Genomic DNA, 13,438 nt, shown 5'->3' with positions numbered 1-13,438 from the left:
ATGAAATTAAAACAACGGCTTTCCTTATATGCAGTTATCTTGTTCAGCATCCTTATTATCGGGGTATCGGCAATTATTTATTTTTCTTTTGCAGCCGTAATGGAACGTAAAGAAATGCAGGGATTGGAAAGCAAAACCTTATTGGCAGCTTTATACTATCTGGAAAAAGACGAATTATCTATTGGAGATCATGAAAACATCAAAAGTCAGCTTTTAAAAAAAATATCACGTAAAAACATTGCCATCTTTGATAGTCTATACCATCAGGTATATGGAGATATGTCTCCCACATCCGACATTCAACGACAGTTTATTGATCAGATCAGAGAGAATAATAGTGAACATTTTGCAACAAAAGATTTTTTTTATCACGGAATATATTATCAAGACAATCAGGGTAATTTCATAGTTATTGCTCGTGAGCCTAAAACAGAGTTTAAAACGCAGCTACAAAGTCTTTTCCATATTTTGTGGGTGGCTTCGGCTATTAGCATCCTTATTATTTTTTTCATCGCCAGATATTTGAGTAAATGGGCTTATGCCCCCATTATTAAAATCACTAAGCAGATTAAAAATCGTGATGCACAAAATTTTCATCAACCCATTAAAGTTGAAAAAACATATCAGGAGTTACAAGACCTAGTAGAAAACTACAACTACCTAGTCAACCGTATATCTGAAACTTTTTCCGTACAAAAGAATTTTATCGACTATGTTTCTCATGAATTAAAAACACCTATATCCGCTTTACTAGGAATACTAGAAGTAACTGGACAAAAAGCACGATCAGCACAGGAATATCAAATTGTATTACAAAAATCAAAACAATACGTACACGATCTCGAAGATGCATTAAACAATATGCTTCTTTTATCAGGTGCAAACCCTTCTTTTGAATTTACTACAACTCGCATAGACGAAATTATATGGAAGGTTATTGAAAACGCAGTTATACATCATCAAGCCAAGATTGAAGTGAATATGGCTGTCGAGGATCAATCGATGCTCGAATTGAAAGGAAATGCTAAACTTTTAGAAATTGCCTTAACAAATATTGTTGAAAACGCTATTAAATACTCTCACAATAAACCTATTCAATTTAAACTTTTGATAGTTGACCAAAAATTACATATTTATATCATCGATCGCGGAATAGGCATACCTGAAAAAGATTTGCCAAATATCACACGCAATTTTTATAGAGCAGCAAATGCCAAAAATCATAGAGGCAAAGGAATTGGCCTTTCATTAGCTAATATTATATTCTCACTACATCATATCGGGATGGCTATTCACAACGAGCCAGAAGGAGGTACTAGGGTTACATTAATTTTCTAACTAAATTCTAATCCGCTTTCAATATATTTTTAATGCAGCTCCAAAATTCCTTTAATCTACCATAGATAGTTTTGCAAAAAACTGTCTATGGCGCGTTTCGCTCTTTTGGTGATTAATATTATTTTATGCTACAAGGTACTATGGGCTCAAGAATATTCACTACGTGATCTACAAAACGCTTTAACCGAGCATAACTTACAAATACGCGAACAATCTTTAAACATTGAAAAAGCCGCTGCAGAATTACAACAAGCCAAGGCCCATGAGAATCCAACTTTATCCTTACAAGAGGTAAACTTTTGGAAAACTTTCGATATAGAATCTCAACGTAGACTATTTGGTAACTATGGGAAATATCAACAATTTGGTATTGAGCTAGAACAAAAAATAGAAACCGCAGCTAAACGCAAAAAGCGCATTCAGGTAAATACCCAAGCACTACAAACACAACACATACAAAAAGATGCTTTAACAGCTCAATTACAGTACGAACTTAGAGTTGCTTATTACACATACTACATCCTAACGAAAAAAGAAAAAGTAAATGCAAGTTTATTAAATGAAATTAGCCGTCTGGTAGAAAAATATCAAAGACAGTATAACAATCGAAATGTTCTGTTGCCAGAATTAATGCGTGCCCAAAATACTTTCTCACAGTTACAAAAAGAAGCATTTTCAGCGGAAGAGGAAAAAAAAGAACTGCTTAATGAATTAAAATATTTAACCGGATTAAACACTTTGTCAGAAAGCAACATTGTTTTTGATACTTTATCACTTAACTATACCTCACGTATCCCCTCCAACGTATTGGAATTGGCACTGCAAAATAATCACGTCTTAAAACATCAAACACAAATGCAACGACTTGCTGATGCTAACATTGCACTGGAAAAAGCAATGGCTGTACCCAGTGTAACACTTCTAGCAAATTATGACCGTGGAGGAAATATCATGAAAGATTTTGTGGGATTCGGCATTTCGATTGATCTACCCATTTTCCATCGCAACAAAGGCAACATATTAGCGGCCCAACACCAAAAAGCTATTGAGGAAAATAAATACCAGAGCATTGTAACGCAACTGGAACAGCAAATTAATAATTGCATTACACAAATAAAAAAATGGGAACAATATCTATCACAATACTCCAATAACTTTCTTAAAGACGATTATCAAAGTATACTAGCACAGTTCTGGCAACGCTTGCAACAAAAACAAATTACATTGACACAATATATCGATTACATAGAATCTCATCAATCAACAGCTATTGCTTATTGGGATGCCGCATTAACATACTTAAAATTGATTGAACAGTTACAACTTCTCGTAGGAAAACATTTTTAATATGAACAAATGGTATATCATAACAGGAATCATCTGCGGGATGATTATATGCTTCTCTTGTAAAGGAAAAGTATCTAAAATAGATGATTCTATCACTACTGTTTATTGCTTAACTGAAGAACTAAAGAAAACAACAGCAATTGCCCCTGTATCCATTCAGCCTGTACATGAACAAATAACTATGTCGGGCAAAATCGAATATAATGAAAACGACTTGCTGATATATCGATCATTACTAAAAGGAACTGTTGAGTCTGTAAACTTCGAACTAGGAGATTACGTTCATAAAGGTCAAGTGTTGGCAACCCTACATTCGGAAGAAGCTCAAGAGCTATTTCAGCAAAAAAGACTCTACGAAACGCAAGTCGAAATGCTAAAAAACGAACTGCAATTATCTAATGATCTTTTGAGAGATGGTTTATCTGTAAAAATCGATGTACTGAAAACAAAGCACGAACTCGAAATGGCAAAAATCTCGTTACAAAAGGTACAACAAACCTTGGCCATGTATCGAGTTAGAAAGGACGGATACTTTGATATTATATCTCCTCAAAATGGGTACATCATTCAGAAAACCATTAATCGAGGGCAAAATATTACACCTGAAAGCGAACCTCTTTTTTCGATTTCTAATTTAAAGCAAGTCTGGGTGATGGTAAATATTTATGCCAGCAATCTAAGAGAAATTAAAGTGGGAGATACAGTGAAAGTAAGAACCGTCGCATATCCTGACGAAATATACATTGGCAAAATCGATAAAATATATAATGTTTTTGATGATGACGAACATGTTTTGAAGGCCCGAGTAGTTCTTGACAATAAAAACCTACAACTCATGCCAGGGCTAAGCGCCGATATCATCGTGAATAAACGAACTGTTCTAGACAGTGCTTTAGCTATTCCTCAAAGTGCTGTTATCTTTTATAACGATAGGGAATATATAATCACCCATAAATCGGATTGTGATTTAAAAGTTCGCCATGTCCATAAAATAGCCAGCAATGATGAATATTATTATGTAAAGGAGGTGTTGGATCCCGACGAAAGAGTTGTAGTAACGAACGTTTTGTTGTTGTTTGAGGAGCTAAAAAATAAGGCATGAAAAAACTGGTACAACATATAGTCACTTTTTCACTGAGGCGAGCCTCATTAATCTTGTTCTTAACTTTTGCCTTATTATGCTATGGTATTTATTCCTTAAAGAATACTACCATTGAGGCATTCCCTGACGTGACCAATACACGTGTAAGAATCATTACACAATGGCCTGGTCGAAGTGCTGAGGAAGTTGAAAAATTGGTCACACTTCCAGTCACCAAGGAAATGAACACCATTCCCCAAAAAAAACAAATTCGCTCGGTATCTCTGTTTGGTTTATCCGTGGTGACAGTACAGTTTGCAGATACAGTTGATGATTTTTACGCCCAACAAAATGTTGCGAGCAAAATTGGAAAAGTAGAACTACCGGATGGTGCGTCTTTTAGCATAGAACCGCCTTCGGGAGCTACGGGCGAAATATTTCGATATATTATTAAAAGTAGTCTGCCTCTAAAAGAAACAACAACTCTTCAAAACTGGGTAATTGAAAGTGAGCTGTTGAGTGTACCGGGCGTAGCAGATGTTATTAGTTTTGGTGGAGAAGAAAAGATTTATGAAATACGTATCAATCCTACCGAATTAAAAAACTTTGATCTTTCTCCTTTAGATGTTTATGAAGCAGTATCTAAATCCAATATCAACGTAGGTGGAGATATTATTCAGCAGGGAGAACAAGCATATGTGGTTAGAGGTGTAGGACTTCTCGATAAATTAGAAGACATTAGAAATATTACTATAAAACTAAATGGCTCTACTCCCATTCTGATCAAAAATGTCGCCGATGTTGTAATGTCAAGTAAACCTCGTCTGGGACAAGCAGGGTTTAACGAAATGGACGATGTAGTAGAAGGCATTGTCGTTATGCTGCGAGGGGAAAACGCATCTGAAGTAATCAAACATCTAAAGGAGAAAGTCAATTTACTAAATGAACAGCTATTACCCGATGGTGTTAAAATCGTTCCCGTCATCGACCGTACCATCTTGGTATATAGCACCGTCAAAACAGTTTCGCGCAACTTAATCGAAGGCATTTTACTAGTAGCGTTAATTGTTGGTATCTTCCTTAATAATTGGAAATCCACTTTTATTGTTGCTTCTGTAATTCCTTTATCTTTTTTGTTTGCCATTATTATGCTGAAGTGGCAGGGCATGCCTGCCAATTTGATTTCCATGGGAGCTTTAGATTTTGGACTGCTATTAGAAGGAACTTTAGTAATGGTAGAAACAATTTTTGTTTCGCTTGCCGCCATGCAGCGAGCACTAGGTGCTGAGCGGTTTGCCAAAATGAGCAAGTCAGGTATCATTCGCAAACAAGCGAGCTCCGTAGCCTCATACATATCCTTTGCCTTATTGATTTTAATCGTTGCTTTATTACCTATTTTCTCCTTTCAAAAAGTAGAAGGCAAAATGTTCATTCCCTTAGCTTATACTTTGAGTTATGCCTTGTTAGGTTCTTTATTATTAAGCTTAACATACGTGCCCGCAATGTGTAAATATTTGTTCAATCAAAATATAGAAGAAAAAGAAAACATAATAACTCGGTTCTCTCATCAGCTTATTTATTCACTCCACCTACTTTCTTTTCGATATAAACGACTAACTCTTGGAGCTTTTTGTATATTGCTTCTTATATGTATTGTACGTTTTTTAAATTATGGTACCGAATTCTTGCCGCAACTTAATGAAGGTGCAATCTATATTAGAGCGACTTTACCTAATAGTATTAGCCTAACTACATCAACTCAGCTCACTAAAGAAATGAAAGAGCTAATGCTTGCCAATTGTGAAGAAATTGATTTCATTCTAACCCAAACCGGACGACCTAACGATGGAACTGATCCTACAGGCTTTTTTAATGTAGAGTTTCATGTCCAATTAAAAAACGAAAAATCATGGAAGCGTAAAATTACCAAAGCCGAAATTGTACAAGAACTAAGAGAACTATTATCTCAATACCCGGGAATCAATTTCGGCTTCAGCCAACCTATTCAAGATAATGTTGAAGAATATGTAGCGGGTGTAAAAAGCTCTTTGGTAGTCAAAATATTTGGAAACGATCTGGAAGAACTCGAAAACCAGGCGCATAAAGTAGCAAACATCATACGTACTGTAAATGGTATTACTGATGTAAACGTTTATAAAAACATAGGCCTGCCAGAATTGCGCATTCAACTACATGATTCTAAAATGGCAAAATATGGTATTCAGACGTCCGATGTGCAAGCAGTTATCGCTATGACTATTGGTGGTCAAGCTGCGAATAAATTTTATGAGGGGGATCGGCATTTTGATATCGTGTTACGCTTTCAAGAAGACTATCGCAATTCGCCAGAAAAAATTGGCAATATTCTCATTCGTACCTCCAATGGTAATAGTATTCCATTAAAGGAAATCGCTTCTATTGGTTATAAAACAGGACCTGCCTTTATTTATCGCGAAGGAAATAGTCGTTATAGTGCTGTAGGATTTAGCATTCAAGGACGAGATTTAGGTAGTACGATTGCTGAAGCCAAGGCTAAAGTTGAAAAAAGAATGGTATTACCTAAAAATCAACACATGGAATGGGCCGGAGAATTTGAAAGTAAAGAACGCGCCACCAAACAATTAATGACAGTTATTCCAATATCATTGATATTGATATTAATCTTATTATATAGCAACTTTGGAAACTTGCGCGACACGATTCTATCGTCAATAACATTGCCTTTTGCTTTTATAGGAGGTTTTCTGTCTATTTGGATCACACAAACCATTTTTGGTATATCTGCAGGTATCGGCCTAATTATATTGTTTGGAGTAAATACCATTAACGCGCTTATTTTGATCACTGTTATGAAAGAATACCTTAAGAAAAATTCCTTATTAGATGCTATTACTAAAGCCGTTCAGTCTAAAATTCGACCTGTATTAATGATAGCTCTAATGGGCTCAATGGGATTACTACCTGCAGCTATGTCAAACAGTATGGGATCTGAAATTCAAAAACCCTTAGCAATAATGATTGTTGGAGGAATGCTGATAAGTTTAGTTTTATCGTTTACAGTCATCCCTATTTTGTTTTATTATACCTATCGAAAAATAACTTCTCCCAAATAAAAAAATTGGTTCTAATACCTTACAAATTTTAAAATAAATCAGGTATTCCAAGATTTTACACAGCATTCATTTTCATTAACGCATTTCTTTTTTCCAACAAAGCCGCTTGATATAAGCGGCTTTTTAATTATATTTATGCAATCGAAAATTTCATAAAGACAATCTAGGTCTTTGTTTAATATCTGCTCATATGAAAAGTTCGCGTCGTTCTTTCCTAAAAATATCGGGAGCATTAGCAGCCTTGGCTGCATTACCTTCTTCCGTAAAAGCTTTTTATAAGGATGTTAAGAACTTTATCATCCCTCCCAAACATACAACGCCAATAAGCATTACGGTTAATAAAAAAACATATAAAGTAACCGCAGATACTCGAACAACGCTGTTGGACCTCTTAAGAGAGCAGCTACATCTTACAGGAGCTAAAAAAGGCTGTGACCATGGACAATGCGGAGCCTGTACAGTTCATATCAACGGCAAACATGTTTTAAGTTGTCTCACACTGGCTGCACAAGCAGCTGGCAAGGAGGTTACCACCATCGAAGGCTTGGCCGAAGGCGATAAGCTGCATCCCATGCAAAAAGCATTTATCGAATGCGATGGCTTTCAGTGTGGCTATTGTACCCCGGGACAGATTATGTCGGCTGTAGCCTGCGTAAACGAAGGCCATACCAAGTCTTTGGCCGCCATCAAAGAGTTCATGAGTGGTAATCTATGTCGTTGCGGAGCCTATAACGGTATTGTTGAATCAATTCAAAAAGTAGCCGCATTATGAGACCTTTCAGCTTTAACAAATCAGCCAATATTACCCAGGCGTTAACGATAAAGAAAGACAATACGCAATTTATTGCAGGTGGCACCAATTTGGTGGACCTAATGAAGAAGCACATCGCACAGCCTGAGAATTTGATAGATATCACCGATGTGCTTTCCGATAAAATAGAAAACACTGATAATGGCATACGCATCGGCGCTATGGTGCGCAACAGTGCTTTAACCACAGATAACAAAATTCTTTCTGACTATCCACTCATCGCTAAAGCCGTGTTTGCCGGTGCATCCGCACAAATTCGCAACATGGCCAGCACCGGAGGTAATTTGTTGCAACGCACGCGTTGCCCTTATTTCTACGACGTAAGTACTCCCTGCAACAAACGAACGCCGGGCTCAGGCTGCAGTGCGCTCCAAGGTGATAATCGCATGAGCGCTATCATTGGTTACAGCGAGCATTGTGTGGCGGTACATCCTTCTGATTTATGTGTAGCGTTGGCGGCTTTAGAAGCACGCGTAAATATTATCGACAAAAAACAAAAAGCATCCGTAATTCCGTTTAAAGATTTTCACCGTTTGCCGGGCAGCGAACCGCATCTGGATCACAACTTACCGTCACATGCCTTGATTACTTCTATAGACATAAGTCGCAATCCATTTAACAAACATTGTGCATACTTAAAGCTGCGCGATCGCGACTCTTATGCATTTGCATTGGTATCCGTAGCAGCAGCCTTGCATATTGAAAGTAACAAAATCATGGAAGCCCGCTTAGCATCGGGAGGTGTAGCGCATAAACCTTGGAGATGGTTAGCTTCCGAAGCTTATTTAAAAGGCAAAGAACCAAGTATTGAGCACTTTGCAAAAGCGGCTGCCATTGCAGCCGACGAGGTAAAACCGCTAGCAGGCAATGCATTCAAAGTGCCGTTGCTGAAAGGCGCCATTGAAACAGCTTTGCAAAATTGTTTACGTAATTAATTTTTTATGAAGCCAGCTTCGTGCACGCATGTAGCATCGTTGCGTCGCACACTTCAGCTGCAACAATACTTATCGGCAAAAATAAAAATTGAACTATGGCATTCTTTGATGAACCATTCGATATAGTCCCTAGCGAAGGAAGAGTAGAAGGCATTGCCAAAGTAACCGGCAAAGCCAAATACGCTGCAGAATACAATATAGAGGGACTGTGTTATGCCGTATTGGTAGATAGCACCATTGCATCAGGAACTATAAAAAGCATCCATACAGAAAAAGCTAAACAAGTAGCAGGAGTCTTAGACATCATTACACATCAACATAAACCTTTTGTACCAGGTTTTGCCGACGAAGTCAAAATTAAAGAAACACGTTTCGGCTTACCCGTGTTTCACACTGATAAAATTTATTTCAAGGGGCAGCCCATTGCCATGGTCATTGCCGAAACCCTCGAAGACGCTACATATGCAGCCTCTCTCATTACAGCCGAATATGAGTCGGCTCCTTTTAAAGTAGATTTCGAAAAAGAACATCTCCATCACCCTCTGGTCGCAGCCGGAAGAGAACGGGGGTCTATGGATGCATGGAATAATACACCTCTTGTGATAGAGGCGGAGTACAACATAAAAGCAGAAGTGCATAACCCCATGGAAATGTATGCGACCATTGCACATTGGATATCGGACAATCAACTTAAACTCTACGATAAAAACCAGGGTGTAAACAACGTGCAGCGCACTTTTGCACGAGTCTTTAATATTCCTGAAAAAAACATTGAAGTAGTGAGTGAGTATGTTGGAGGAGGTTTTGGTTCCGGACTACGTGTGTGGCCTCATGCCATTGCGACGGCCATGGCTGCAAAGCAAGTCCAGCGTCCTGTAAAGCTAATGCTGACTCGTCCGCAAATGTTTTACTCGGTAGGATATCGACCGGCTTCATGGCAAAAAGTGAAAATGGGTGCCGACGAAAAAGGCAACATCATCGGCGTATGGCATGCCGCTAAGCATAGTACTTCGGTGTATGAAACCTTCACAGAAGGCATTACACGTGTAACCAGATTGATCTATAAATTCCCTAATCTGAAAACAGAATCTGCCGTTGTACCCTTAAACCTTTCCACACCTACATGGATGAGAGGTCCAGGTGATTGCACAGGAGCCTTTGCTATTGAAAGTGCTATAGATGAACTGAGTTATAAATTAAACATGGACCCTGTGGCGCTTCGTTTGCAAAATCTGTCTTTAGACAAAAATCCCGATAATGGCCTGCCGTGGTCTACTAATTATCTTAATGAATGTATCGAAAAAGGAGCAGCACTCATCAATTGGTCACAACGAAAAGCTCAGCCCCGAGCCCTCAAAGAAGGCGATTGGTTTATTGGTTATGGTATGGCTTTGGGCATGTGGAATGCCGGACGTAATAATGCCAGCGCAGGTATAGAAATGCAGCAAGACGGCAGCATTACGGTTCAAACAGCTATGACAGACATTGGTACCGGTACCGCTACAGGCATGTATAACATTGCTCATGAAAGCACCGGTATTCCTCGCAATAAAATAAAAGTAGAACTAGGACACTCCTCACTACCGCCAGCACCCAGTCAGGGCGGTAGCACAGGTTTATCTTCGATAAGTGGAGCTGTAGTGGCGGTATGTAATGCCTTGAAGCTAAAGTTAGCTGAATACGCAGCGGCCATCAATGAAAAGTATAAAACCGCAACCGAAAAAGATATATTACTCGGCGACACCGGCATTTCTTACCAAACACCCAATAACGAATTTGTTTCCTATCAGCAGTTATGGGCTCAACATAATCTTAAAACTATTTATGTGGAAGCTAGCTCCGGTCCTGGGGAAGAAAGAAGACAGTACGCCTTCTGCTCGGGCGCAGCTCACTTCTGTAAAGTAAAAGTACATCCTTCCACAGGAAAAGTGAAAATAGAAAGAATGGTTTGTGTGGCCGATGGAGGTAAGATTGTGAATGAAAAAGCAGCCGCCAATCAGATATCAGGAGCCGCAGTGGGCGGAATAGGAATGGCTTTGATGGAAGAACAAATCGCAGATGCCAACCTAGGAGGTTTGATAGGCCACGATTTTGCCGGATATCATTTTCCGGTAAATGCCGATGCACCTATTATTGAAGTAGCTTTCATTGGAAAACCGGATGCAAACATTAATCCTACAGGTGCAAAAGGATTGGGAGAAGTAGGTATCATAGGTGTTGCTGCAGCCATTGCCAATGCTATTTACAACGCTTCCGGCAAACGATTGAGAGATTTGCCCATTACGCCAGATAAGGTTGTTACAGCTTCTTAATGCCTGTACTACTAACAAATTATCTCAGCGTTTTATTTTTTCAAAATGTTAAACGGATATATATAGTTTCCTGTAGCTTGCTATAAACAACATTGAATGAATTATAAGAATTCATATCTTTTCTTTTATGTCGTTCAGCAACTAAAAGTATATTCATCAAAGAAATGAGACGTACCCACTAAACTTCACTACTTTTGATGCCCAAATTATTAGGATATGGCGGTCAGAATATTTATAACAGGAGGAACTTTTGATAAGGAATATAACATGCTCTCCGGGCAGCTATACTTTAAAGATACTCATTTACCAGAGCTGTTGGAAAAAGGTCGTAATACTGTTCCTGTTGAAATACGCACCCTGATGATGATTGACAGTTTGGAGATGACCGATGAAGATCGTGAGCTGATTGCTTATCAATGCGAGCAATGTGAAGAAACACAAATCATCATTACACATGGCACCGATACTATGGATAAAACAGCCAAAGTGTTGGCTGAAAAAGTAAAAAACAAAACGATTGTAATTACCGGCGCCATGATTCCTATTAAGTTTGGAAGCTCCGATGGATTATTCAATCTAGGAAGTGCATTAGCATTTGTACAAACACTCCCTCACGGTGTTTATGTAGCTATGAACGGCCGATACTTTAACTGGGACAATGTTCGCAAAAACAAACAAACCGGCGTTTTTGAAGAACTAAGAAAGGCCTGAGTGCAATAAATTGCTACTATGCCTTACATATCTTTTCTTATGGCAAGCAATTCTTTGCTTTCTTTTCTGCATCTTTGCAGGCCTAATTTTTTCTTATGAAAAGCTCTAGTAATGCCGCTATAGGATTTATTTTTGTCACCCTTACAATTGATGTTATTGGCTGGGGATTGATTATTCCTGTTATGCCACAGTTATTGGTAGAACTCAAACATATCCCTCTTAACGAAACAAGCCGCTGGGGTGGATATCTCGTATCTGTGTTTGCTGCAATGCAGTTTTTATTTGCACCGTTGATGGGCAATCTCAGCGACCGCTTCGGAAGAAGGCCTATTATTTTGCTATCACTACTGGGATTTTGTATAGACTACATTATTCTGGCACTTGCCCATAACTATGCATTACTTTTTGTAGGTCGTGTACTGGCGGGCATTACAGGAGCTAGCTTTACTGCAGCAAGTGCTTATATCGCTGATATCAGCACTAATGAAAACCGTGCAAAAAACTTCGGTCTTATTGGTGCAGCTTTTGGACTGGGATTTGTACTGGGTCCGGCATTGGGTGGATTGCTCGCCGGATGGGGCATAAGAGCTCCGTTTTATGCTGCCGCAATTCTTTGTTTTGTAAACTTTCTGTACGGCTTCTTTGTGTTACCCGAATCTCTGAAACCTGAAAACCGTAGACCTTTTGATTGGAAAAAGGCCAATCCGATAGGTTCTCTCAAGTTTTTAAGAAAGTATAAAACCATTAGCGGTCTATTTGTGGCTTTCGGCTTCATGTTTCTAGCTTCTCATGCCGTACAAAGTAACTGGAGCTATTTTACTATGTACGTATTTAATTGGACCGAAAAACAGGTGGGCATTTCACTTGCCTTGGTAGGTGTATTAGCCGGTGTAGTACAAGGAGGTTTGATCCGGTACGTCAATCCCAGACTGGGTGATGAAAAAAGTGTGTATACAGGCATGCTTCTTTATGTATTAGGCCTCATTCTTTTTGCACTTGCTACGAAGAGCTGGATGATGTATGCATTTTTAATTCCTTACTGTTTAGGAGGAATAGCTGGACCAGCCCTACAATCTATCATTACCAAGCATGTGCCGGCTAACGAACAAGGCCTACTGCAAGGAAGCCTAACCAGCATCATGAGTCTTACCTCTATATTCGGTCCGTTAATTATGACCGGATTATTTAACTATACAACTCAGGAAGATTCTCTTATTCATTTTGCCGGTTCTCCATTCTTACTGGGAGCTGTTTTCATGCTGATTTGCGTAACAATATGTCGATCCGTATTGCAAAAAGAACATCGCGAAAATCCAGAGTTGGCCAAACATTTCGAGGAGCCCTCAGAGACACCTGTTATACACTAAGGGCTTCTTTAAGTGCCTGTATGGTTTTCTTTTCGCTACCAATAAAAATACGGTCATCCAGAATTACAACAGGACGCTTCAAAAAAGTATCGTATTGAAGAATATAGTTTTTGTAATCTTCTTCGGTAAGCTTTTTATCTTTTAAGCCTAGCTCTTTATATTTCAAAGAACGGCGGCTGAAAAGTTTTTCATAAGAGCCTGCCAGCTTTTGCATATGCTCGAGTTGTGCAGGGCTTATTTTTTGTGTACGGATATCCTGTAACTCAAAGCCTGTTGCTTCATTGATATTAGCATCTTTCATTATTGCTGCGCAAGTACTGCAGGTAGACAGATAATAAATCTTCTTCATGCCCCAAAGATAATTGTTGCCCATGGTGTACAAAAAACAAGGCTGCTTCAGTTACGAAACAGCCGACAAAGGAT

At 38.7% G+C, this 13,438-nt stretch carries 10 protein-coding genes; 9 read left to right on the top strand and 1 reads right to left on the bottom strand.

Features of this window, described 5'->3' with window-relative positions:
- The 9 genes from V2H41_RS09205 (at position 1) to V2H41_RS09165 (ending at position 13,015) form a co-directional block, all read left to right on the top strand.
- A complete protein-coding gene (locus V2H41_RS09205) occupies positions 1-1,338 on the top strand; it encodes a sensor histidine kinase (protein ID WP_330974857.1) in 1,338 nt (445 codons plus the stop codon).
- A gap of 87 nt (positions 1,339-1,425) precedes the next feature.
- Positions 1,426-2,685: a TolC family protein gene (locus V2H41_RS09200; protein ID WP_330974856.1), complete on the top strand. Its 1,260-nt coding sequence runs from the start codon at positions 1,426-1,428 to the stop codon at positions 2,683-2,685.
- A 1-nt stretch (position 2,686) separates the two neighbouring features.
- Positions 2,687-3,787, top strand: a complete 1,101-nt coding sequence (locus V2H41_RS09195; RefSeq protein ID WP_330974855.1) for an efflux RND transporter periplasmic adaptor subunit — start codon at positions 2,687-2,689, stop codon at positions 3,785-3,787.
- Positions 3,784-6,879: an efflux RND transporter permease subunit gene (locus V2H41_RS09190; RefSeq protein WP_330974854.1), complete on the top strand. Its 3,096-nt coding sequence runs from the start codon at positions 3,784-3,786 to the stop codon at positions 6,877-6,879. The genes V2H41_RS09195 and V2H41_RS09190 overlap by 4 nt, the downstream gene beginning before the upstream one ends.
- Positions 6,880-7,069: 190 nt before the next feature.
- Positions 7,070-7,651 (top strand): (2Fe-2S)-binding protein, encoded by a 582-nt coding sequence (locus V2H41_RS09185; RefSeq protein ID WP_330974853.1) that lies wholly within the window; start codon positions 7,070-7,072, stop codon positions 7,649-7,651.
- Entirely contained in the window at positions 7,648-8,625 is a 978-nt protein-coding gene (locus V2H41_RS09180) for an FAD binding domain-containing protein (protein WP_330974852.1), read from the top strand. Before V2H41_RS09185 ends, V2H41_RS09180 begins: the two co-directional genes overlap by 4 nt.
- A gap of 95 nt (positions 8,626-8,720) precedes the next feature.
- A complete protein-coding gene (locus V2H41_RS09175) occupies positions 8,721-10,937 on the top strand; it encodes a xanthine dehydrogenase family protein molybdopterin-binding subunit (RefSeq protein ID WP_330974851.1) in 2,217 nt (738 codons plus the stop codon).
- Positions 10,938-11,153: 216 nt separating this feature from the next.
- Entirely contained in the window at positions 11,154-11,648 is a 495-nt protein-coding gene (locus V2H41_RS09170; RefSeq protein WP_330974850.1) for an asparaginase domain-containing protein, read from the top strand.
- A gap of 95 nt (positions 11,649-11,743) precedes the next feature.
- On the top strand, positions 11,744-13,015 hold the full coding sequence (locus tag V2H41_RS09165; RefSeq protein WP_330974849.1) for a TCR/Tet family MFS transporter: 1,272 nt from the start codon (positions 11,744-11,746) through the stop codon (positions 13,013-13,015).
- Here the strand turns inward: V2H41_RS09165 and V2H41_RS09160 are convergent.
- Complete coding sequence (locus tag V2H41_RS09160; protein WP_330974848.1) at positions 13,005-13,364, bottom strand: arsenate reductase family protein; 360 nt, start codon at positions 13,362-13,364, stop codon at positions 13,005-13,007. The two genes, V2H41_RS09165 and V2H41_RS09160, sit on opposite strands and share 11 nt — an antisense overlap.
- Positions 13,365-13,438 lie beyond the last annotated feature (74 nt).

The organism is Niabella digestorum (assembly GCF_036409055.1).
GTDB classification, from domain to species: domain Bacteria; phylum Bacteroidota; class Bacteroidia; order Chitinophagales; family Chitinophagaceae; genus Niabella; species Niabella composti.
This window is presented reverse-complemented; position numbering and strand designations above follow the sequence as displayed.

Bases quoted from the DNA above. Each gene is read 5' to 3' on its own strand.
- V2H41_RS09175 (WP_330974851.1), top strand. From the start codon at position 8,721: ATGGCATTCTTTGATGAACCATTCGATATAGTCCCTAGCGAAGGAAGA.
- V2H41_RS09200 (WP_330974856.1), top strand. From the start codon at position 1,426: ATGGCGCGTTTCGCTCTTTTGGTGATTAATATTATTTTATGCTACAAG.
- V2H41_RS09185 (WP_330974853.1), top strand. From the start codon at position 7,070: ATGAAAAGTTCGCGTCGTTCTTTCCTAAAAATATCGGGAGCATTAGCA.
- V2H41_RS09205 (WP_330974857.1), top strand. From the start codon at position 1: ATGAAATTAAAACAACGGCTTTCCTTATATGCAGTTATCTTGTTCAGC.
- V2H41_RS09195 (WP_330974855.1), top strand. From the start codon at position 2,687: ATGAACAAATGGTATATCATAACAGGAATCATCTGCGGGATGATTATA.
- V2H41_RS09180 (WP_330974852.1), top strand. From the start codon at position 7,648: ATGAGACCTTTCAGCTTTAACAAATCAGCCAATATTACCCAGGCGTTA.
- V2H41_RS09190 (WP_330974854.1), top strand. From the start codon at position 3,784: ATGAAAAAACTGGTACAACATATAGTCACTTTTTCACTGAGGCGAGCC.
- V2H41_RS09165 (WP_330974849.1), top strand. From the start codon at position 11,744: ATGAAAAGCTCTAGTAATGCCGCTATAGGATTTATTTTTGTCACCCTT.
- V2H41_RS09160 (WP_330974848.1), bottom strand. From the start codon at position 13,364: ATGAAGAAGATTTATTATCTGTCTACCTGCAGTACTTGCGCAGCAATA.
- V2H41_RS09170 (WP_330974850.1), top strand. From the start codon at position 11,154: ATGGCGGTCAGAATATTTATAACAGGAGGAACTTTTGATAAGGAATAT.